Source organism: Agrobacterium larrymoorei (assembly GCF_013322225.1).
In the GTDB taxonomy this organism is placed as follows: Bacteria; Pseudomonadota; Alphaproteobacteria; order Rhizobiales; family Rhizobiaceae; genus Agrobacterium; species Agrobacterium larrymoorei_A.
Map to the genome: position 1 here is coordinate 51,311 of NZ_JAAMFB010000044.1, position 20,965 is coordinate 72,275.

General features: G+C 55.9%; 19 protein-coding genes and 2 pseudogenes. 11 read left to right on the forward strand and 10 right to left on the reverse strand.

Translation table 11 applies throughout. The annotated features are described in order from the left end of the window. Positions 1 to 91: 91 nt before the first annotated feature. The 5 genes from traA to G6L28_RS22335 all read left to right on the forward strand — a co-directional run bounded on the left by traA (position 92) and on the right by G6L28_RS22335 (position 6,396). Positions 92 to 3,394, forward strand: coding sequence for a Ti-type conjugative transfer relaxase TraA (traA, locus tag G6L28_RS22315; RefSeq protein ID WP_174066348.1), 3,303 nt, complete (start codon positions 92 to 94; stop codon positions 3,392 to 3,394). After that, positions 3,391 to 3,921 (forward strand): conjugative transfer signal peptidase TraF, encoded by a 531-nt coding sequence (gene traF, locus G6L28_RS22320; protein ID WP_174066350.1) that lies wholly within the window; start codon positions 3,391 to 3,393, stop codon positions 3,919 to 3,921. Before traA ends, traF begins: the two co-directional genes overlap by 4 nt. Next, positions 3,842 to 5,137 (forward strand): conjugal transfer protein TraB, encoded by a 1,296-nt coding sequence (locus G6L28_RS22325; RefSeq protein WP_174066352.1) that lies wholly within the window; start codon positions 3,842 to 3,844, stop codon positions 5,135 to 5,137. Before traF ends, G6L28_RS22325 begins: the two co-directional genes overlap by 80 nt. A 13-nt stretch (positions 5,138 to 5,150) precedes the next feature. Next, positions 5,151 to 5,777, forward strand: coding sequence for a TraH family protein (locus tag G6L28_RS22330; protein ID WP_174066354.1), 627 nt, complete (start codon positions 5,151 to 5,153; stop codon positions 5,775 to 5,777). A gap of 313 nt (positions 5,778 to 6,090) precedes the next feature. Next, positions 6,091 to 6,396: a transcriptional repressor TraM gene (locus tag G6L28_RS22335; protein WP_174066356.1), complete on the forward strand. Its 306-nt coding sequence runs from the start codon at positions 6,091 to 6,093 to the stop codon at positions 6,394 to 6,396. Between the two features lie 63 nt (positions 6,397 to 6,459). Here G6L28_RS22335 and traR read toward each other — a convergent pair whose 3' ends face one another. The 3 genes from traR to G6L28_RS22350 form a co-directional block, all read right to left on the reverse strand. Then, a complete protein-coding gene (traR, locus tag G6L28_RS22340) occupies positions 6,460 to 7,164 on the reverse strand; it encodes an autoinducer-binding transcriptional regulator TraR (RefSeq protein ID WP_174066358.1) in 705 nt (234 codons plus the stop codon). Positions 7,165 to 7,319: 155 nt separating this feature from the next. Further along, entirely contained in the window at positions 7,320 to 7,667 is a 348-nt protein-coding gene (locus tag G6L28_RS22345; protein ID WP_174066360.1) for a hypothetical protein, read from the reverse strand. Between the two features lie 248 nt (positions 7,668 to 7,915). Beyond that, the gene (locus G6L28_RS22350; RefSeq protein ID WP_234902690.1) at positions 7,916 to 8,692 is read right to left on the reverse strand and encodes a DJ-1/PfpI family protein; all 777 of its coding nucleotides are present in this window, start codon (positions 8,690 to 8,692) and stop codon (positions 7,916 to 7,918) included. 290 nt (positions 8,693 to 8,982) lie between these two features. Between G6L28_RS22350 and G6L28_RS22355 the strand changes: the two genes are divergently transcribed. From G6L28_RS22355 to G6L28_RS22375, 5 genes and pseudogenes are all read left to right on the forward strand, one after another. Further along, positions 8,983 to 9,930, forward strand: coding sequence for a GlxA family transcriptional regulator (locus G6L28_RS22355; RefSeq protein ID WP_174066362.1), 948 nt, complete (start codon positions 8,983 to 8,985; stop codon positions 9,928 to 9,930). A gap of 507 nt (positions 9,931 to 10,437) precedes the next feature. Then, positions 10,438 to 10,989: pseudogene (locus tag G6L28_RS23010) on the forward strand (SDR family NAD(P)-dependent oxidoreductase). A 553-nt stretch (positions 10,990 to 11,542) separates the two neighbouring features. After that, positions 11,543 to 12,331, forward strand: coding sequence for a DJ-1/PfpI family protein (locus tag G6L28_RS22365; RefSeq protein ID WP_234902692.1), 789 nt, complete (start codon positions 11,543 to 11,545; stop codon positions 12,329 to 12,331). Positions 12,332 to 12,482: 151 nt separating this feature from the next. Further along, positions 12,483 to 12,791 (forward strand): DUF3817 domain-containing protein, encoded by a 309-nt coding sequence (locus tag G6L28_RS22370; RefSeq protein WP_174066364.1) that lies wholly within the window; start codon positions 12,483 to 12,485, stop codon positions 12,789 to 12,791. Positions 12,792 to 12,843: 52 nt separating this feature from the next. Then, positions 12,844 to 13,176: a CopD family protein gene (locus G6L28_RS22375; RefSeq protein WP_234902693.1), complete on the forward strand. Its 333-nt coding sequence runs from the start codon at positions 12,844 to 12,846 to the stop codon at positions 13,174 to 13,176. A 261-nt stretch (positions 13,177 to 13,437) separates the two neighbouring features. Here G6L28_RS22375 and G6L28_RS22380 read toward each other — a convergent pair. The 7 genes and pseudogenes from G6L28_RS22380 to G6L28_RS22410 form a co-directional block, all read right to left on the reverse strand. Further along, positions 13,438 to 14,034 (reverse strand): annotated as a pseudogene (locus tag G6L28_RS22380) (biotin carboxylase N-terminal domain-containing protein); the annotation flags it as partial. Between the two features lie 67 nt (positions 14,035 to 14,101). Then, a complete protein-coding gene (locus G6L28_RS22385; RefSeq protein ID WP_174066368.1) occupies positions 14,102 to 15,502 on the reverse strand; it encodes an L-serine ammonia-lyase in 1,401 nt (466 codons plus the stop codon). Between the two features lie 37 nt (positions 15,503 to 15,539). Next, the gene (locus G6L28_RS22390) at positions 15,540 to 15,884 is read right to left on the reverse strand and encodes a RidA family protein (RefSeq protein WP_174066371.1); all 345 of its coding nucleotides are present in this window, start codon (positions 15,882 to 15,884) and stop codon (positions 15,540 to 15,542) included. A 29-nt stretch (positions 15,885 to 15,913) separates the two neighbouring features. After that, complete coding sequence (locus G6L28_RS22395; protein WP_174066373.1) at positions 15,914 to 17,338, reverse strand: NAD(P)/FAD-dependent oxidoreductase; 1,425 nt, start codon at positions 17,336 to 17,338, stop codon at positions 15,914 to 15,916. Beyond that, the gene (locus G6L28_RS22400; protein ID WP_174066375.1) at positions 17,335 to 17,640 is read right to left on the reverse strand and encodes a (2Fe-2S)-binding protein; all 306 of its coding nucleotides are present in this window, start codon (positions 17,638 to 17,640) and stop codon (positions 17,335 to 17,337) included. Before G6L28_RS22400 ends, G6L28_RS22395 begins: the two co-directional genes overlap by 4 nt. Further along, the gene (locus tag G6L28_RS22405) at positions 17,621 to 18,784 is read right to left on the reverse strand and encodes an NAD(P)/FAD-dependent oxidoreductase (RefSeq protein WP_174066377.1); all 1,164 of its coding nucleotides are present in this window, start codon (positions 18,782 to 18,784) and stop codon (positions 17,621 to 17,623) included. The genes G6L28_RS22400 and G6L28_RS22405 overlap by 20 nt, the downstream gene beginning before the upstream one ends. Before the next feature lie 125 nt (positions 18,785 to 18,909). Next, positions 18,910 to 19,815, reverse strand: coding sequence for a LysR family transcriptional regulator (locus tag G6L28_RS22410; protein ID WP_174066379.1), 906 nt, complete (start codon positions 19,813 to 19,815; stop codon positions 18,910 to 18,912). Between the two features lie 103 nt (positions 19,816 to 19,918). Here G6L28_RS22410 and G6L28_RS22415 point away from each other — a divergent pair, with 103 nt between their 5' ends. Next, a complete protein-coding gene (locus G6L28_RS22415) occupies positions 19,919 to 20,947 on the forward strand; it encodes an ABC transporter substrate-binding protein (protein ID WP_174066381.1) in 1,029 nt (342 codons plus the stop codon). Positions 20,948 to 20,965 lie beyond the last annotated feature (18 nt).

Sequence of the window (20,965 nt, forward strand, 5' to 3'; positions counted from 1 at the left end):
CGCGATGCGACGCGTTGCTTTTCGGCCCATTGAGACCGGGCTCTAGCGCCGCTCCCTACGAACTTGGTTCTAACCGGGAGCGCTCATCGTCGTGGCCATCGCCCATTTCTCAGCCAGCATCGTCAGCCGCGGCTCCGGCCGCAGTGCCGTGCTGTCCGCGGCCTACCGGCACTGCGCGAAGATGGACTATGAGCGTGAGGCTCGCACCATCGACTACACACGGAAGCATGGGCTCCTGTACGAAGAGTTTCTTCTTCCGGCAGATGCCCCGAACTGGGTTCGCTCGATGATCGCCGACCGCTCTGTGTCAGGTGCGTCGGAAGCCTTCTGGAACCGGGTCGAGGCTTTCGAGAAACGTGCCGACGCGCAGCTCGCCCGTGACCTGACGATTGCCTTGCCGCTGGAACTGTCGGCGGAGCAGAACATCGCCCTGGTGCGGGATTTCGTCGAGAAACACATCCTCGCCAAGGGAATGGTCGCCGACTGGGTCTATCATGACAATCCCGGTAATCCGCATATCCATCTGATGACCACCTTGCGGCCCCTGACGGAAGACGGGTTCGGTGGAAAGAAGGTGGCGGTGATCGGCGATGACGGCCAGCCGGTTCGCACGAAAACGGGAAAAATCCTCTACGAACTCTGGGCCGGGGCGACCGAAGATTTCAACGTGCTGCGCGACGGCTGGTTCGAGCGGCAGAACCATCATCTGGCGCTCAGCGGGATCGATTTGCTCATCGATGGCCGGTCCTACGAAAAGCAGGGCATCGAACTTGAGCCGACCATCCATCTCGGTGTAGGCGCCAAGGCGATCGAGCGGAGGGCGGAAAGCCAAGGTGTTCGACCTGAGCTGGAGCGCATAGAGCTGAACAATAGGCGCCGTCAGGAAAGCACTCGTCGTATCCTGAAGAACCCCATGATCGTGCTTGATCGTATCATGCGGGAGAAGAGCGTCTTCGACGAACGCGATGTCGCCAAAGTCCTGCATCGTTATGTCGATGACACTACCGTCTTCCAGCAGCTTCTGCTGAAAATCATCCTGAATCCGGAAGTGCTGCGGCTCCAGCGCGACACGATCGATTTCGCGACCGGTGAGAGAGTGCCAGCTCGCTATTCGACCCGGGCGATGATCCGGCTGGAAGCGACAATGGCGCGGCAGGCAACCTGGCTGGCCGAGCGTGAGGGACGTGCTTTCTCCAGGACCATTCTAGAGGCAACGTTCCAGCGTCATGAGCGGCTGTCGGAAGAGCAGAAGACTGCGATCGAGCTGATTGCTGGTCCGGCCCGTATCGCCGCCGTCGTCGGCCGCGCAGGTGCAGGCAAGACCACGATGATGAAGGCGGCACGTGAGGCCTGGGAGCTTGCCGGATATCGTGTCGTTGGTGGTGCCTTGGCCGGCAAGGCGGCCGAGGGTCTGGAGAAGGAAGCAGGCATCGTTTCGCGCACGCTCGCATCCTGGGAACTGCGCTGGGGCAGCGGTCGTGATGTGCTCGATGACAAGACCGTCTTCGTCATGGACGAGGCCGGTATGGTCGCATCGAAACAAATGGCAAGCTTCGTCGATGCTGTGGTCAAGGCAGGGGCAAAGATCGTGCTGGTTGGCGATCCCGAACAGCTTCAGCCGATCGAGGCGGGCGCTGCTTTCCGTGCCATCGTCGATCGGATCGGTTATGCCGAACTGGAGACGATCTATCGTCAGGGCGAGGACTGGATGCGAAAGGCATCGCTCGATCTGGCGCGCGGCAATGTCGAGAGGGCAATCGTCGCTTATCAGGGTCAGGGCAGGGTGCTCGCCTCGCGCCTGAAGTCCGAAGCCGTTGAAAGTCTCATCGCCGATTGGAATAGGGATTACGATCAGACAAAGACCACGCTGATCCTCGCCCATCTGCGCCGCGACGTCCGAATGCTCAATGTCATGGCTCGCGAAAAGCTGATCGAACACGGCATCGTCGGCGAGGGCCACGTCTTCAAAACGGCCGATGGTGTCAGGAATTTTGACGCGGGTGACCAGATCGTCTTCCTGAAGAACGAAGGATCGCTCGACGTCAAGAACGGAATGATCGGACATGTCGTCGAGGCGGCGCGTAACCGTGTTGTCGCCGTCATCGGTGAGGGCGACCAGCGCCGGCAAGTCACAGTCGAGCAGCGCTTCTATAACAATCTCGATTACGGCTATGCGACGACAATTCACAAGAGCCAGGGCGCCACAGTTGACCGCGTGAAAGTGCTGGCATCGCTCTCGCTGGATCGTCATCTGACCTATGTGGCAATGACCCGTCATCGTGAGGATTTGCAGCTCTACTACGGAACCAAATCCTTCTCCTTCAACGGCGGCCTGGCCAAGGTTCTCTCCCGCAGAAACGCCAAGGAAACCACCCTCGATTATGAGCGCGGTCTATTCTATCGCGAGGCGCTGCGCTTTGGGGAAAACCGTGGCCTGCACATCATGCAGGTGGCGCGTACACTCGTCCGCGACCGGCTCGACTGGACGCTGCGCCAGAGCCGAAAACTGGCCGATCTCGCTCGCAGGCTTGGTGCTCTCGGTGAGCGCTTTGGTCTGCACCAAACCCCCAAGATCCAAACGATGAAGGAGGCCAGGCCCATGGTCGCAGGCATCACGCAACTCTCCGGCTCTGTCGTTGACAGTGTCGATCGGAAACTCGACGCCGATCCGGCATTGAAGAAACAATGGGAGGAGGTATCCACCCGCTTTCGCTATGTCTTCGCCGATCCTGAAGGCGCTTTCCGCGCCATGAACTTCGATGAGATTCTCATCGACAGGGAGAGAGCAAATCAGGCGTTGCGCAAGATCGAGGCTGATGTAGTTTCGTTCGGGCCGCTGAACGGCAAGACAGCCATGCTGGCCAGCAAGGCGGACCGGGAGGCTCGCCGCATCGCCGAGCTCAATGTCCCGGCATTGAAGCGCGACCTCGAGCAATATCTCAGGATGCGCGAGACCGCGGTTCAGCGACTGCATGCGGATGAGCAGACGCTGCGCCAGCGCGCCTCGATCGACATTCCTGCATTGTCACCGGCGGCGCGTGTTGTGCTGGAGCGGGTACGCGATGCGATTGACCGTAACGACCTGCCGGCGGCTATGGCCTATGCGCTCAGCAACCGGGAAACGAAGCTGGAAATCGACGAGTTCAACAAGGTCGTCACCGAGCGGTTCGGCGAGCGCACGTTGCTGACCAACACGGCGCGTGAGCCCTCCGGGAAGCTGTTCGACAAACTATCGGAAGGCATGGAGCCCGAAGTGAAGCAGCAGCTGAAGGAAGCATGGCCGGTGATGCGCACGGCGCAGCAGCTTGCCGCTCATGAACGCACAACGCAGACGCTGAAGCAGGCAGAGGAACTGCGAATGACGCAGCGCCAGTCACCGGTGATAAAGCAGTGAGACGACGCAGAGTGATTGCGTTTCTCACCGGTGCTGGCATCACCATGCTTGCCATGACATCGGTGGGCTATGTCGGCGGCATCAGGCTCAATCTCACGCCGAGCGAGCCGCTCGGGCTTTGGCGCATCGAGGCGCTCAGCCGGTCCGTCGCAATTGGCGATCTCGTCTTCATCTGCCCGCCAATAACGGCGGTGTTCGAGCAGGCAATGCAGCGTGGATATCTTCGTCGTGGTCTGTGCGACGGCGGTGTGGCGCCGCTGATCAAGACAGTTGCAGCATTGCCCGGCCAGCATGTCGAAATCACCCATCACGTCGTCATCGATGGTCAGCCGATCGTGGCATCCGCCGTCCGCGCAAGGGACGGTGAGGGTCGAGAGCTGAAACCATATCCCGGTGGCGTTGTGCCATCCGGAAACCTCTTCTTTCACTCACCCTTTGCGAGCTCTTATGATAGTCGATATTTTGGGCCGGTCCCGGCTTCCGGTGTTCTCGGCCTGGCGCGGCCGATCCTTCCCGTCGAGCCATGATGGCAGCGGCGGCAATCGCTCCGCCTGTTGGCAATCCGTCCTGCTGATTGCCGCGGCTGTCGTCTGTGGCCGCATTGCCTGGAGCGGAGACGTGTCTCTTCTTCCGGTCGCGATATATTTCCCGGCGTTTTGGGCGAACGCCCCTTCGCGTTCAATAGCAGCGCTCATATCGGCTGGGTATTTCCTTGCAGCGTCGCGAGGTCTGCCCCAGGGCGTGGCCAACTTCTATGCTGCCGATCTGTGGCCGGGGTTACTATTGTGGGTAGCGGCTTCCATCTCCTTCGTCGCCGTAAACGGCGTGCTTTGGACGAAGCATACTGAACAAAAGGCCTTCGGAAAGATGTGGCCGGATGCGGCAAGGGCGGTGCGCTATCTGGCGGCGGCAATGCTCACGGGGCTACCGCCTTTCGGCATCACCGGATGGGCGCATCCGCTGACAGCTGCGGGTGTGCTGTTTCCCGGTTGGGGCTGGTGGGGTGTTTTGGCAGCTGCGACCGGCCTGCTTGCCATGACTACAAGGTTTTGGCCAGCCGCTGCCATGACGCTATCAGCGTTCTGGCTATGGTCTGCCTCTTCCTGGACAGAACCGAATCTACTGGAAGGATGGAGGAGCGTCGACCTTGAACAGGGACACAACCTTGGGCGTGACGGATCGCTTCAGTACCATCGTAACCTGATCGCAACAGTGCGGCGCGTTGCCACCACCGATCCCGGTATCCGCGTCGTGGTGCTCCCCGAAAGTGCGCTTGGCTTCTGGACGCCTACCGTGGCGCGGGCTTGGCAGGAAAATCTCCGGGGCTCGAACCTCACCGTCATTACAGGGGCCGCCGTCATCAACCCGCGGGGCTATGACAATGTGATGGTGGCGATCTCGGCTGGCGTAACAGACGTTCTTTATCGCGAGCGCATGCCGGTTCCAGGTTCGATGTGGCAGCCGTGGCTAAAATGGACCGGGCAGGGCGGCGAAGCGCGGGCGGACTTCTTCCGCAATCCGGGGGTTGAAGTTGATGGAGCCAGGATCGCGCCGCTGATCTGCTACGAGCAACTCATTCTCTGGCCGGTCCTCCAGTCGATCCTGCACAGCCCCGACGTCATCGTCGCTTCCGGCAATGGCTGGTGGACCGCGGGAACGTCGATCGTCAATATTCAAAAAGCAAGCGTGATCGCCTGGGCAAAACTGTTCGGACTTCCTGTCGTCACGGCGTTTAATACATAAGGAGATATTCGTGATGGTCGATGCTGCCCTCATCAAGCAATGCAGCGATCACGGCCTACAGCCGGGGATCGTTGAACAGTTCATCGAACGGGCAGGGGTACCAGACCCACTCGCGATTACAATCCGCTCGGGAAGCCGTGTCATACTGGTGCCGAAGCCCACGACTCCAGAGGACGCTCTCTTGTTGATACGCGAAAACCTCGGGCGCAACACGGTGCGGGTCGGGATCACACAGTATCCCGCCGGGCTCGGGATACTGGAGGCTGGCCAGCTGAAGCCGCACCTGGTCGATGAGTGCGAGAACATCCGCTTGGGCACGGCGCTGTTCGCCAAGGTTTATCGGATTGTTACCAAGTGGTATGGCGACCCGACCGAAACGGAGGTGCTGCCGCAGGTGTTCGACGACGCGATCATTGCCTGGCAGACGGGATATTTTGAAGGAGCGGCAGTGTTTCAGATGGAATATCTAGATGATGCAAAGCCCGCCAAACCGGAGTCGGTCCAGCGCGATGGCGTTGATACAGGAGCTGGGCTCCCGGAAAATGAAGACAGGCCCGAGGTGCCAGCCGAAGCTTCGGCATCCGATCCCAGCAAAGCAGGAATAAGGATCGACCTGTCCGGCATTGGCGCAAACCGCTGACTTCATCGTATCTGCAGATCTGCACGGCGATTGTTTATTCATCGCCCTAGCGAAAGCGGCTTGAACCTTCTATAAGGGTCTCGACGCAGCACGCACTGCGTTGCGGCTTAGAATCCGCAGATGAACGGTTGGTGCTGACCGAAACGGCGCCAGGAACCCTCTGACTTTATGTCCGGGGGCCTGCGACGCATGTCCAGGCTCCGGCTAAAGGTCGCAGGGCCGATTCATCTCGGATTCTAACCCCCGGTCAGGGTTCACAGGGTTTATCGTCAGCGGGGGCGGACCGCAGACAATGCTCAGGGTTAGATCACAAATGGATTCCGAAAAATTAGCAGTCGACACCTGTGAACTGCGCCCTTTGATAGGGCTGACAAGCGGCCTTGCGCACGGAGACGTCGAGACGTTGACGGTCAACGCCATTCGTCTGCATAGGCAACTTCTCGACAAAGCGGATCAACTGTTCCAGGCTTTGCCAGAGGACTACAGGACTGGCAAGGCTACTGGCGGTGTGCAGCATCTCGAATACATCGAAGCAATGATCGAGATGCATGCACAGATGAGCGCGCTCAACACGCTCCTCGGGGTTCTCGGATACATTCCCAAGATAGCCACGAACTGATTCGGTGTTTTTCGGATAAGACCGGTAGGCCAACAGATCCAGTGGAATTGGTTTCTGACGCTTTCACATAAGCTTTCTGCGGATCGCTAGCGCGATGAGTTGAGCCTTGTTCCGGACTTCAAAGCGTTTCATAGCCTCGCGAAGCTTCACACGAACGCTGTTGTATTTGACGCCCTCCACATCAGCAATCTCGTCCATCGTCATCCCGACGGCAATCCATCTGAGATAGGTCGCCTCTTTGGGATCGAGCCAGGCGTCGTCTTCTACGGTCGGAGTGATTTGGAGAAACGAGATGCGCGCATGGAGTTGTCCGACCGCTGCGGCGGCCGCGACCGCGTCGATCTCACGGTCGAGATCGATCGAAGGCCTTTCCGATGCTAAAGTAAACATCGACATCGAGCCGTTGGCAGTCTTGATCGGAACGGTTACCCCGGAGCGGATGCCGAAATCGGCAGCATGCGCATAAAAGGCTCGCTCTTCTTTCGATTGCCTTGCGCGATCCTGTTCGCCGGACCATGCAAAGATCTCCTTCTTGGACTTCGCGCGTTTGACGATCGGATCGAGCTTGTCGAATTTCTTGTCGAAGTACGCTGACCGCCACTCGCGATGATAATTAGTAACTGCGATAGTATGCTTGTGCTGGATATGGAGATAGGCGTAGCCGGTAAAGCCGAAATGTTCGGTGAGGTCCGCAAGGCCCTGTGTGACGATGCTTTCGTCGCCGTGTATAGCCGCAAGATCGGTCAGTTTGTCGAGCCAGTGCTGCATTTCTTTACTCCGCATAGGTGGTCACTTGTAACAAGTCACAAAAGCCCCTCGACGTCTCGCAGTATCATCCAGAAAATTTCAATCTTAGATTGCATAATCAGCATTATGGAACTTGAAGCATTTCTTGCCGGCGGCGTCGTCCGGAACGGACTGAACTATGGCCGCTCCAGAAAATGGGATTGATCATTAATACCTAATTTGGAGCGGTGGCTGGCGAGCGCGTACGCGCAGGCCTTAGCCACGTAGTCCGGATACCGCCCAAGAGGCCAATTCACGCAGCGGGCCGTAATATTGGCAATCAGTTCCTCATCGCTGGTGCCAGCATGCATATCCGCGACGATTAAGCGCAATTGCAGAAGTGGAATGTGGGCATCAAACGGCATCTGGACGACGGATAACATAGTATCGCGACGGCTTGCGGCTTTCCCCGCCTGAAATGCCTCAATTTCATTGGGGAAATAGGCTTTCGCCAAATTTCGGCGCAGAGCTTCAGCGTCGCTCATAAATTCGTGACGTTTTCCTCGTTTGTAAAAAGGGTCTGGTCGGCTGCGATTGCACCGAACATTCGGTCTCGCTCGCAAGACGGTACCGTGACGGTAAAAATTTGCTCGGCCATATCTCGTATCCTCGATAGACTTTGGAAGGTATGCGGCGCCGACGCGCGGCAAGTCCCAACCGGCGATGTCCGCACGCAAGGCTTTGGAAAAGAGTTGAAAAATGGTACATGAATCTTGCGCGTTGAAGGGCAGTTCTATCTGAATCTCGCGGCGGCGCGTTCAGCTATCGCAATTCGTTCATTTGTTTGACGCTCTGTGATCGTTTTCAGTCGTGAAACAACTTCGCGAGGTGCAGTTTCAGGCCGCCCGGCGTTGAAAGGGGGATGTGGGTCGTACTCACTACCTAGTTGAAGCAACTGGGCGGTCTGCTCTCCCCAGACCTGAGCTGCTACACTCAATCCAAAGTCTATCCCTGCTGTAACGCCGCCGCCCGTGATAAGATTTCCGTCAGTTACGACTCGCTGCTGGACGGGCTCGGCTCCGAAAATTGGAAGGACATCCATTGCTGTCCAATGGGTAGTAGCTTTGCGCCCTCTGAGTAATCCTGCCGCACCAAGAACAAGTGCACCAGTACAGACCGAGGTTATGAACCTGGCTGAAGGTGCTCGCTTTTGAAGAAACTCAAGAATTTCCGCATCTTCCATTAAAGCCGACACACCCGGGCCACCTCCGACAAAAATCAAGTCCAGATCAGGTGCTTGGCTTAACACCATATCGGGTAAAACCTTCGTACCCGTATCGGTGCGAATGACGTCCATCGATTTCGATATTACAGATATTTTTGCGTTTCTCGGGCGTGCCCAAAAGTCGTTAGGTCCAGAAAAATCAAGATATGTCATGTCATTAAACATCAGCATGCCGATGTTGAACGGCGTGTTTGAAATACTGGAATCTGCCAGAGCCACTTTAACCCCACTTATAATAGTACCTGCAGTCGCCGCGGCTGATGCAATAAATGCTCGTCTCTTCAAAGCTTACACTCCCCTTCAAACGATCATATCGTAAAAGTGTTACTTGTGCTTTTGAATAGGATGTCCGGACAAATGCCGATTAGAAGCAGCCAAGTAGGATATTAATACAACCGCAGAGCCCTCAATTTTTTATCTGGCTGCCGCTCAATGCCGCTACCTCGAAATTGAACGGACTCCTCCCAAAAAAGACAAACACCACTCATTTTCAGCCATGGCTAATTTTGATCGTTTGCTCAATTCGGGCCTGATGGTATCGGTCAGGTGACTTGTAACGCGAGAAGAGGTGCGTCATGCATAAAGTGAGTGTGCTTGCTATCGACGGTTTAATACCGTTCGATCTTTCCATTCCTTGTGAAGTTCTTGGTAGGGCAACGACCGCTTCAGGATCCCCTGCTTATGACGTAAAGATCTGTGGCGAGACTCCTGCCATTCGGACCAGTCGATTTAATATTCTTCCAGACCACGCCTTAAAGGATTTGTCCGACGCCCACACGGTCATCATACCCGGGATCGTTGACGTTGACAGGGAAGTGTCTTCCCCTGTGCTAGAAGCCATAAATGAATCGTGGCAGGCCGGAGCGCGAATTGCATCGATTTGTACGGGTGCGTTTGTCCTTGCTGCATCCGGTCTTCTCACAGGCAGGCGCGCCACGACGCATTGGCGCGGCGCCGAGGAGCTCCAGATGCGATATCCCGATATTATGGTTGATCCGAGTGTTCTTTGGGTTGATGAAGGCCGCCTGATCACGTCAGCAGGTGCATCGGCGGGAATTGACATGTGCCTCCATTTGGTACGTAAAGATTTTGGGCAAGCAGTCGCCGCTCATGCTGCTCGCATGGCCGTGGCTCCGCTTGATCGCGACGGAGGTCAGGCGCAATTCATTCGTCATACACCTCCCACTTCGAACGCCAGCCTGGCACACCTGCTCGACTGGATGAGGGCAAACGCGCATCGTCCCGTAGATCTGGATGAATTGGCAAGCCAAGCCTGTATCAGTCCCCGTACGCTCACGCGACGATTCAAGGAGCAGACAGGAACGACGCCAATGCAGTGGTTGCTCCGTACCCGTATTCAACTTGCATGTGACCTGCTTGAGACGAGTGACGCTTATATCGACGAGATAAGTTTAGCGACAGGCTTTGAGTCTTCCGTCACCTTTCGCGCTCGGTTTGGCAGCATAGTGGGTATTAGTCCGACCGTCTACAGACAAAGGTTTAATTCGAACGTGGCAAGCTGAGCGACACCACCATGTTTGCCATCGCAGTTGAAGTTTGTAGATCCTTACCGCCCGTCACAAGCAATGACTGCGATTTTTCCGCTTTAAGATAGGCACGGCACATATTCACCAAATCTCGGCGTAAGTCTTCGCTGACCTCGTGAGGACGATCGCGCTCGAACGCATTCCGTACCGCACCAAATATTACCGTTATAAGCGTACGAGAGGTCTCCGTGACTTCGACGCCGCCAAGATCTGTAGCGCTTGCGAGCATTTTCGCAATCGCCCTGTCTGTCCGCGAGGTCAAATGCGAATCTTCAAACTGAGCTATTCGTCATATCATGTGTCACAGTTTCTGACGAAGAAATGTTCGAGGTTTGACAGAAGAACGTGTAGCGGTTGTCACCAGGGGAAATAAAGGTATCGGGCTCAAGTTTTTGCGACAGCTTGGGAACGCCGGTGTCGCAGTTGTTGTAGGTGCTAGGGACCGGAACCGAAGCATCGCAGCCACCGCATCATTAAGGTCGGATGGGATCAATTGATGTCACAGATCAGTGGAGTATCAGTGCAGCAGCTCAGGGTATCGCACATACACATGGCAGGCTGGATGTCGTCATCAATAATGCTGGCATATTCGATTTTTAAGACGATCATCCAAGCCGAGCGTCCGTCGATGCAGTTCGAAGGGTCGTCGAGGTTAACTTCATCGGCGCACTGGCGGTAACTCATCCAATGTTGCCACTTCCTGAAATCTTACCCGCAGTGCGCGTCGTAGACGTGTCCAGTTCGCCAGGTTCTCTCGAGTTGAAGGGTGATACGAAATCGCCATACAATTCGCAGCAGTTCCTCCGTCACAACTCTTCAAAAGCGTGTCTGAATATGTTGACGATAGAGCTGCACCAGGAACTGAGCTGCAGCGGCATTGTCGTGAATTCGGTTAGCGCTGACTTCGTGAAGACATACCTCACCGGCTACGGCAATCTAACGCCTGAAGAGGGTGCACGGTTGCCGGTGGAATATGCGCTCTCTGCGACCGCATCTGGAACGTTCGTGGAGCCCAGTAACACGACCGCTTGGTAGTCGCAGGAAATGTGTGAGTGATCGACGATTGCTGAAGAGCGATCGTCTAAATTGCTGAAAATTTGGCAGGTGCTGCGCTTACAGTCGCGCCTAGATTGCCGACAGTCACGAGAATATCGAGCATCAAACGATAAATGGCAAAATTTCATCGCTATTTGTCGTTCGCGATACTCACGAGAGCTCAAGCTCGTGGGCTAGTTTTGAGAGATTGAAACTGGAATTATAGACATGAGCTTCGCTGGAACTTGGGAATGTTCGATAGAAACGCCGATTGGCCGACAGGATGTGACGTTCCATATCAAAGAGCAAAACGGAACGTACAGCGGAACTGCAGTCGGTGCGGAGACAGTCCCGCTTCTCGACCCAGTGGTGAAAGGCGCCCACATGCAATGGACGCAAAAGACGACGAAGCCAATGCCTTTGACCGTAAAGTTTGATGTTACCCAAAATGGCGACGATCTCAGCGGGACCGCGAAAGCTGGTATATTTCCATCCGTCCAAGTGAACGGAAGGCGCCTCTCGCGAGCTGTTTAATATTTGAAAATGAAAGTCAATGAAGATGACGACAGTGCTAAAACAACCAGGCTCTAAATGGCCAACTCTAAACGTTGGCCCTGCGCAGACCGGTCAGCCTCCGATGGAGTGCGCGATGCTCCTATTTCCCGGCTTCACAGCACTTGATCTTATCGGTCCGCAAACCGTTTTGTGTGGGCCAATGACAACACATTTGGTGGCTAAAAATATGGATCCCGTAATTTCCGATACCGGGATAACAATCTTTCCAACTGCGACGTTCGATGAGGTTCCACGTGATCTTGACGTACTGTTCGTGCCTGGCGGCCCAGGTCAGGTCGATGTTTTCAGTGACGACGAAACATTGAGTTTTCTTGCTGACCGAGGTGCACGGGCGCGATGGGTCACCGCAGTGTGCACCGGCTCACTGATGCTTGGTGCTGCCGGCTTGTTAGACGGTTACAAGGCAACGACCCACTGGGCTGCGAAAGGCCTTTTACCTTTATTTGGAGCAGAGCCAGTCGATGGACGCGTGGCCATCGACCGAAACCGCATCACCGGTGGTGGCGTGACTGCAGGAATAGATTTTGGGCTCACGATCCTCGATACAATTTACGGAGAGAAGATTGCGCGCGCAGCGCAGCTTTTGATGGAATACGATCCTGCTCCGCCTTTTGATGCTGGTAACCCAGCAGGCGCCGGTGATGATATTGTCGCGATCGCTATGGAAGTTCTCGGCCCCGTCGCCGAAGGTACGATGATCGAACTGGGCAAAAGAGATTGGCCGCATATTTTGGCTAGACGCGGCGAAATTTCACGAAAACGATGAAATCTATTTTGTCTTTGCGCGAAAAACGCCGAACACATCCAACAGGTATGTGATGAGTTTGCATATTTTACCAAGACGATGCGGTCTAACGAGCCGGTAAAAGCGAGATGCTTTACCCGGTTTATTTCCTAAAGAGGCTGAGAACTTCAGAATGAGCCAAAAAAACACCTTGAGGCGGATCGCAGCTTTGGAAGCGATGACGTTGATTGTCCTCGTGTTTGTAGCTGTGCCCCTCAAACACTTCGCAGGCATGCCAGAAGCAACCAGATTTATGGGTCCCATCCACGGACTTGCTTTTCTGGCCTTTTGCTGGTCCGTCTTGCGCGAATATTCCGAAGGCGAAGTTTCAAAAAAAGATCTAGCGCGACTAATGATTGGTGCCTTCATTCCATTTGGCGGACTGGTCAACGAGCGATGGTTGAAAAGACGCGATTTTGAGGCCAGCAATCGTGTTGTATGATTTGGTGAAGTCGGCCCACATTGTTGCAGTCGTTGTTTGGTTCGGCGGAACCATGACAGCTATCGTAGCCTTCGCTTTCGCAACGCCCGAAACCATTCCGAAATTCGTTCGCTTTGACCGGACAGTTACGAGCCCAGCATTGGCCATCGTATGGCTCGCGGGTATGACAATGGCCGGTTGGTATGGCTGGTTTGGCAGCGGATGGTTATTAGCTAAGCTGCCAGTTGTGGTTATCCTCTCCGCTGTGCACGGCGTTGTTTCAGGTCGTTTGCGGCGATTGTCGGTTAACGCTTCACAAACTCGGTCAGAAAGTCTGGTGCTTATCCCTGCAATGGTTGTTGGGGTAGCTATGGTTGTCGTCCTTGCAGTAACCAAACAGTTTTGATGATGTTTGTCAATTAAAGCTCGTATTCGCACATAATGCCGAAAGACCTGGGTTAGTTTCAAATCTTTGCAACTTGCGTGAAATCGTGCAGTTCGCAGTATAACGCCCGGTGATTATCATTACAGTATCGAGTTCTACCGTGAACATAAGAGACAAATGTATGCCAACAATCAAACTGAAGCAACTCGAAGGCGTCTACACGATTTCGCAACTGCCGCCATCAGAACCGGTGCCCGCCTGGTGCAACGGGGATGGTTTCGTCAACACCTCGCGGGCAAGATCTTCCTTTTTGCGGATGGCGCGCATACCGCGACCGCCGCCGCCTCAGGAAGCCTTGAGCATAACCGGATAGCCGATTTCCTCAGCCATGCGCTCGACTTCCGAAAGATCGTCCGGCAGCGGTTCGGTTGCAGGCACGACCGGGACATTAAACGAAATCGCAAGGTTGCGCGCAGCAACCTTGTTGCCGAGCTGGCGCATGGTGTCTGGAGTCGGTCCGATGAACACGATACCTGCTGCCTTGCACGCTTCTACGAATTCTGGACTTTCGGACAGTAGGCCGTAGCCGGGGTGGATCGCATCGGCACCGGAAAGCCTGGCGACACGGATCACCTCCTCGATCGAAAGATAACTTTCGATGGGACCCATATCTTTGGCGAGATGCGGTCCGCGACCAACCTGATAACTTTCGTCCGCCTTGAAACGGTGCAGAGAGAGCTTGTCCTCCTCCGCCCAGATCGCCACCGTTTTTATACCGAGCTCGTTTGCCGCGCGAAAGACACGGATTGCGATCTCGGAACGATTGGCGACGAGAAATTTTTTATTGACACTATGCTTTTCCCCTGTCCGATGCGGTATAGTTGGCGATGACGTATCCGTAAGCAGGTGTCTATGACCAGCCAGATTCAATTCACTAGGCGGAGCGTCAGCATTCCACAACGTTGACGGCAAGGCCGCCGGTCGAGGTTTCCTTATACTTCTCGTTCATGTCGGCGCCGGTCTGGCGCATCGTCTCGATGCAGGCGTCGAGCGGCACGAAATGCTGGCCGTCGCCCTTGATAGCAAGCGAGGCTGCCGTCACGGCCTTGACCGCGCCCAGCGCATTGCGCTCGATGCATGGCACCTGCACGAGACCGGCGACCGGATCGCATGTCATGCCGAGATGATGCTCAAGCGCGATTTCGGCGGCATTCTCGATCTGCTCGGGCGTGCCGCCCATGACGGCCGCCAGTCCCGCCGCCGCCATCGCTGAAGCCGAACCGACCTCGCCCTGACAACCGACTTCCGCGCCGGAGATCGAGGCGTTGAACTTGATGATGCCGCCAACGGCCGCAGCCGTCAGCAGATAGTCGCGGATACCGTCGTCGTCTGCATCCTCGTGGAAATGCAGATAGTAGCGGATCGTCGCCGGCACGACACCGGCGGCACCGTTGGTCGGGGATGTGACGACGCGACCGCCGGCCGCATTCTCCTCGTTGACCGCCATGGCGTAGACGGAGAGCCAGTCGTTGGCGAGCAGCGGGTTCATCTTGTTCGACCGCCATTCCTCGTGCAGCTTGTCATGGATCATGCCGGCACGGCGGCGAACCTTGAGACCGCCGGGCAGGATGCCCGAAACGGTAAGGCCGCGATCGATACAGCTCTTCATCGCCGCCCAGATGCGATCAAGCCCGGCGTCGAGCTCCTCGCGCGACATCGAACATTCCTCGTTCGCCCGCTTCATCTGGGCAATCGTCAACCCCGAGCGCGCTGCCATTTCCAGCATCTGGTGCGCGGACGAGAAGGGATACGGCACCTTGACGCCGCTGGGCTTGGCCTTACTCGCCTTCAGTGCCTCCAGCTCCGTATCGGTGACGACGAAGCCGCCGCCGATCGAATAGTAAATGCGCTTCAGAAGGAGTCGGCCATCCTTATCGAAGGCGGAAAACGACATGCCGTTGGCATGGCCGGGCAGCAGCACTTTCTTGTCGAAGACGAGATCGGTCTTCGGCTGGAAGAGGTAACCCGGATGCCCAGGCGGCGTGATGCGGCCCGAGCGCTCGACTTGATCGATGATCGCGTCCATCCGGTCCGGATCGACCTTGTGCGGTTCTTCCCCCATCAGGCCGAGAATGACCGCCCTGCCCGTGCCGTGGCCGATACCGGTGAAGGCGAGAGAGCCGTGCAGGCTCGACGTTATCGAGACGACGGAGGCGTTCGACGGACGCGGCCAATCGCTCGACAGGATCAGGTCGAGGAAACGCTTCGCTGCCGACATCGGGCCCATGGTGTGCGAACTCGAAGGGCCGATACCGATTTTGAAGACATCGAAAACCGAAAGAAACATTTCAATCTCCTGCCTTAAGCGCCGAGGCACAATACCGTCAGCAGGCAGCCGTGAAGATAATCTCGACCAGAATCTCGGGAGCCGCGAGATGGCATTGAGCCGTAGCGCGCGCCGGAGGATTGGCAGAGTCGATCCAACCTTCCCAGACTTTGTTCATCGCATCGAAATCGCTTATGTCCCTCAACCATATGGTTGCGGTCAGCAACTGCGATTTGCCAGTTCCCGCAATCGCGAGTTTAGCGTCTGCCTTTGCCAGCACCTGTTGGGTCTGACCGGCAACGTCCTGTGTAACATCATCAGCTGTCAGTCCTGCGAGATATGCTACACCACTGTGTGTGACGGCGCGGCTCATACGCGGTCCGGTCTCGAATCGCTCGATCATCGAAGGTTTCCTCTATTTTAGAACTTCAATCAGAAAAGACGTGTGGTTTCACCCTCGCTTTTCAGCGCAGCGAGCGTTCCGAGAGTGATTGGTTTGACGGGATTGCGGATATGGAAATAACCGATCTCGCTGGGTCGCTTTTGAGATTGGCATGCCAGGATCTCCGTGATCGTTAGCCCGCAAAGTCTGCCCTGGCAGGGCCCCATGCCTGTTCGCAGGAACGTTTTGGTCTGGTTTGGTCCCTGCGCACCGCGGATCGCTGCAGCACGGACATCGCCAGCTTTCACCTCTTCGCATCGGCACACAACGACGTCGTCGGGCGGCATTCTGAAACGGTCTCCTGGACGGTACAGCGCATCAATGAAGCGACGCCCACGAAGCGCTTTCTTGAGAGCGGATCTGGGCGCCTTGCTTGCACGGTCGAGTTCGACGGCCGACAGCCTGCCGAGATCGCTGGCAACATGAAGGCCAACGATGCGACCAGCGGCCTCTGCCGCAATTGCTCCACTGATACCAACGCTATCCCCGGCTATGTAGAGACCTGCTACAGTCGAATGGAAGCCTTTGTTTAAGCGGGGCTCGAAAGCCAGCCTCTCTTCGTTCCAGGTATGTTCGCACTCGGTCGCCATTGCAAGATTCACCTGCGGCACGACACCTTGATGAAGCAGAAGTACGTCAGCTTCCAGCCGTCTGCTCTCCCCTCCTGATACATACAAAACATGATCTAGCCGACCGGGACCAACAGCCTCTAAATGCGTGACGTTGGTGATGACTTGAGTGGATCGTCTTACTTCCGCTAGGAGCGAAATTCCTTTACGAGCATATCCAGACAGCATAAATTCTGGCAGATGAGGTAATGCCCTCAGCCAGTTTCTTCTAGGCGTCGTGTCGAGAATTGCGTCAGGCGCCGCCGATGCTCGCAAAAATTGCGCAGCTAACAGATAAAGCAACGGCCCGCTGCCTGCGAGAACCACTCGCCCGCTTGGCACAGCTCCGCTCGCCTTGAGCATTGTCTGCGCTGCACCGGCTGTCAAGACACCGGGCAGCGTCCACCCTTTTATTGGAAACGGACGCTCAAGGGCCCCAGTGGCAATCAGTATCCGTTCTGCCGCCACAATCTCTGCGATGCCCTCACGCTGTACGCCAACCGCGAAGCAAGACGTTCCTTCTGGGCGCTCTATCATCCATACAGTGGAGCCTTGGTAAAACGTCGCTCCGCTGCTCAATGCTTCGGCCACCAGACGGGAGCCACCGAAATAATCTGGACCGAGAATGTCGCGGTCGATCAAACTCTGACCCGATACATTGCGATAGATTTGCCCGCCAACCAGCGGGTTTTCGTCGAAGACGCCTACTGATAGTCCACGGCCCGCGGCTTCGGTAGCCGCCGCCAGCCCAGCCGGTCCCGCGCCGACGATGAGCAGATCGAACGTTTTTCCAGCTAGGTCAGTCATTTTATGGACTCCGTCAATAGCGCGCGCCGTCCAGCGCCTGTCGTCACGACCATGCCCTCGTAGATCGGGGTAAGGCAGGCTTGCCTATTGCCCTCCCCGTCGATTGTCACAAGGCAATCGAAACAGACACCCATGCCGCAGTAGGGACCGCGCGCGGCTCCAGTTACAGACGTGTTGCGGAAAGAGTCTATTCCTGCGCAGAGCAACACAGTAGAAACGTTATCGCCTTTGGCCCCGTTGACGGCGATGCCATCGACAAAAATTGTCAGCTTGGTGGCTGGTTCACGCAGTCTTCTGAACATTGGAAAACCTCCCTGCACTGAAATTTTCGAGGTCGCGGTTGAGTGAGCCGAAAGCAATCTGGGGTGCAAGGTCTAGCGCGTGGGCGGCAGCCAAAGTGATACCGGAATGGCATGTAACCAAAAACGCTCCGGGAAAACGGGCGCTTTGGTCATAGATAGGACTTTCGTCCGGACTTAGGACGCGTAACGCGCTCCATGTTCGTACCACCCGCGCTCTTCCCAAGATCGGGAACATGCGTGTCGCGTCCGACGCTAAGTCAGCGAGAACAGGCGTTGTGGTTCCGGTGTCGAGACCGGCATCTTCCTTCGACGCGCCGATCATGACGCCTCCCTCATCGGTCTGACGGACATTTCCGACGGGATAATCGAGGAACCGATCAAGTTTTTCTGTGACAATGATCTGTCCGCGTTCTGCACGAAGAGGCGCAGAGAGACCGACCATTGGGGCCAGGTCCGCATTTCCCAAGCCAGCGGCGAGCACAACCCGGGAAGCGGAAATTTTGCAGGTTCGGATCGTGATGTCGAAGCCGCCAGTCACAGGTTTGATGTCATCGATCGCGCTATCGGGCCGGTAGTCAACACCGAGTATCTCGCAGGAACGGTGAAGTGCACCAAACAAACGCAGCACGTTCACATGGCCGTCAAGCGGACAGAAGCTTCCACCCACGACGTCCGGCCCCAGCGCCGGAAGCATGTTTGAGAGTTGCCTGCGATCCATGATCTCAAGAGTATGTCGGTCGCTTCCCAACTCGTTGGACAACTGATCGCACGCCCGGATTCTTTCAAGCATCTCCTGATCACTGAGGCACAGTAGAAATCCGCCACGCTGTTCCAATCCGACTTTAATGCCTGAGATATCTTCGAGCTCTTGGGCGAACTTTTGCCAGAGCTCGACTGAGCGCCGTGACCAACGGGAGTATACCGGATTGCCGAGTCCCTTGGTGTGGAGCCAGACAAGCGCAAAGTTGCCACGCGATGCGCGGAACGCCCGGTCACCCTCGTCAAGAACAATAACCTTCAGCCCTTTTTTGAGAAGTCCGAAGGCAACACACATGCCGACAATACCGCCGCCGGCGACAGCCACGTCATAGTCACGGCCGGATTGCGCGGGCGCTATGGACTTTGATTGTATGCTGGTAAACATTTGCGGCTTCCAAGATCAAAGCAGCAAAATGTCACGAGGTACTCCATGATTTCAAATTCATAAAATCGCGTCTACAATGTCAGAATGTTATCAAGCGCCAGTTTCGTAAAAGCCGGTGCCTAGCTCTAAATGTTATAGAGAGAAGCGAGGAAGTCTTGAGAATGTTCCTGGATGGAGGCGACGAACTCCGCCGCCAGCTTAGAGACCGGTCGTGAGCGCGCCGTCAGCATAAAAAAACCGGCGTCCAGGTTCGGGACGAGCGGTCGGGCTACGAGGCCATGATTCAAGAACGTCATTGCTGCGAACGGATCAACGATAGTGATGCCCATCCCTTGCGCTACCAGAGCACATGCTATTCCTGCTAGCGGCGTTTCAATGACTACGGGTTGGCGAGGAAGAGCCCCAAGAACCCGCTCTATCGTGTGGCGTATGTAGCTGCCACGAGCCAACATGATGATCCGCTCATCGACAAGTTGCTGCGCTGAAAGACTTTCGAACCTCGACAGTGGGTGACCGACTGGCATAACGACTGTAACATTAGCTGCAATCGGTGTTTGATCGATGGTAGGACGGTCTGTAGGTACTTCGGCAAAGCCAATTTCGAATTGCCCACCGATCACACGTTCCACGACCGTATGTGATGGCATACCATCGAGAAGTATGGAAATCTTTGGGCGATTGGCAGCGAACGCCGAAAGGCAGTAGGGCAGGAAACCGAACGCTAACGCAGGCATTGCAGCAACGTGCAGCGAGCCGGTCAGAGATCTCCGCAGATCTGATGCGTAAGATCGAAGCTGATCCAGTCCGAGATAAGACCGCTCGATTTCCGCGAGAAAGCTCGTCGCTTCCGCGGTAGGAGTGATCTGATTACCTTTTCTATGAAAAAGCTTGATTTTCAGATCGTGCTCTAGATCGCGGATCAACCTGCTGACCGCCGGTTGAGTGATCAACAGAGTTTCTGCAGCGGTCGTCATCCCCCCCATCACCATAACGGCGCGGAAGGCTTCTATCTGTCGTCCAAAATTTGACATCCCTGCATAATATTTGAGTATGGAAGCCCGTCAATAATGAATTTGACTTTATCGACGCCCCTGAGAAAATTCGGATATTCATACAAACAAAAAGGGGAATAAAATGCGCATGAAAATCAGAACTGTCGCCATTTGTACTGTTTCTTTCCTAGCGCTCTGCTCAGTCGCTCGAGCCGAAAGTCAACTGATCGTCGGCGGCTACGGCGGATCGACTGAAAAAATTATCCGCGAAAAAATCTTGCCCAAGTTCGAGGCCGACAACAACGTGAAGGTGACGTATGTCGCCGGCAACTCCACGGACATACTCGCCAAGCTGCAAGCGCAGAAAGACAATCAGGAATTCGATGTCGCGCTCATGGACGATGGGCCGATGGCGCGGGCTGTGTCCCTCGGATTCTGCGCGCCGATAACCGGTGTCGATTTCAGCCAGTTTTACTACTCCGCAGCCTTCCCCGAAGACAAGGCGTCGGGGCTCGGTCTGCTGGCAAGCGGGCTGATGTACAACACCAAGGTGTTTCAAGAAAATGGCTGGGCGCCGCCGAAATCCTGGAACGATCTCAAGGATCCGAAATTCGCCGGTAAGGTGGTCATCCCGCCGATGAACAACGGCTACGGATTGCTGACGGTGGTGATGCTGGCGCGGATGAACGGTGGAGGCGAAAAGAACATCGACCCTGGCTTCAAGGCCATTCAGGACGAAGTTGACAAAAACGTTCTCGCTTACGAGCCCTCGCCCGCGAAGATGACGGAGCTTTTCCAGACCGGGCAGGCTGTTCTCGGGGTTTGGGGCACCTCGCGCGTCCAGGCGCTGGCCAGCACAGGCTTTCCGGTCGATTTCGTCTATCCTTCCGAAGGCGCGCCGGCTGTCATGACTGCGATATGTCCAGTCGCAAAGACAACCGTATCGCCGGTTGCTCATGCGTTCATCAAGACAATGCTTTCGAGCGAAGTCCAAGCCATTCTTGCAAATGACGGTGGCTTTGCTCCGGTACGCAAAGACGTCAAAGTCGACGCTCCCGGCATGATGCCCTATGGGGAAAAGGCAAACCAGCTTGTGACTGCCGACTGGGATACCATCAATGAACAACGCGATGAGTGGAACAAGCGTTGGACACGGGAAATCGAGCGGTAAGCTTGTTTCGGCGCCTAG

Bases quoted from the DNA above. Each gene is read 5' to 3' on its own strand.
- G6L28_RS22370 (WP_174066364.1), top strand. From the start codon at position 12,483: ATGAGCCAAAAAAACACCTTGAGGCGGATCGCAGCTTTGGAAGCGATG.
- G6L28_RS22400 (WP_174066375.1), bottom strand. From the start codon at position 17,640: ATGTTCAGAAGACTGCGTGAACCAGCCACCAAGCTGACAATTTTTGTC.
- G6L28_RS22410 (WP_174066379.1), bottom strand. From the start codon at position 19,815: ATGTCAAATTTTGGACGACAGATAGAAGCCTTCCGCGCCGTTATGGTG.
- G6L28_RS22375 (WP_234902693.1), top strand. From the start codon at position 12,844: ATGACAGCTATCGTAGCCTTCGCTTTCGCAACGCCCGAAACCATTCCG.
- G6L28_RS22325 (WP_174066352.1), top strand. From the start codon at position 3,842: ATGATAGTCGATATTTTGGGCCGGTCCCGGCTTCCGGTGTTCTCGGCC.
- G6L28_RS22405 (WP_174066377.1), bottom strand. From the start codon at position 18,784: ATGTTTACCAGCATACAATCAAAGTCCATAGCGCCCGCGCAATCCGGC.
- G6L28_RS22355 (WP_174066362.1), top strand. From the start codon at position 8,983: ATGCATAAAGTGAGTGTGCTTGCTATCGACGGTTTAATACCGTTCGAT.
- traR (WP_174066358.1), bottom strand. From the start codon at position 7,164: ATGCAGCACTGGCTCGACAAACTGACCGATCTTGCGGCTATACACGGC.
- G6L28_RS22345 (WP_174066360.1), bottom strand. From the start codon at position 7,667: ATGAGCGACGCTGAAGCTCTGCGCCGAAATTTGGCGAAAGCCTATTTC.
- G6L28_RS22335 (WP_174066356.1), top strand. From the start codon at position 6,091: ATGGATTCCGAAAAATTAGCAGTCGACACCTGTGAACTGCGCCCTTTG.
- G6L28_RS22390 (WP_174066371.1), bottom strand. From the start codon at position 15,884: ATGATCGAGCGATTCGAGACCGGACCGCGTATGAGCCGCGCCGTCACA.
- G6L28_RS22330 (WP_174066354.1), top strand. From the start codon at position 5,151: ATGGTCGATGCTGCCCTCATCAAGCAATGCAGCGATCACGGCCTACAG.
- G6L28_RS22395 (WP_174066373.1), bottom strand. From the start codon at position 17,338: ATGACTGACCTAGCTGGAAAAACGTTCGATCTGCTCATCGTCGGCGCG.
- G6L28_RS22415 (WP_174066381.1), top strand. From the start codon at position 19,919: ATGCGCATGAAAATCAGAACTGTCGCCATTTGTACTGTTTCTTTCCTA.
- G6L28_RS22385 (WP_174066368.1), bottom strand. From the start codon at position 15,502: ATGTTTCTTTCGGTTTTCGATGTCTTCAAAATCGGTATCGGCCCTTCG.
- G6L28_RS22365 (WP_234902692.1), top strand. From the start codon at position 11,543: ATGAAGATGACGACAGTGCTAAAACAACCAGGCTCTAAATGGCCAACT.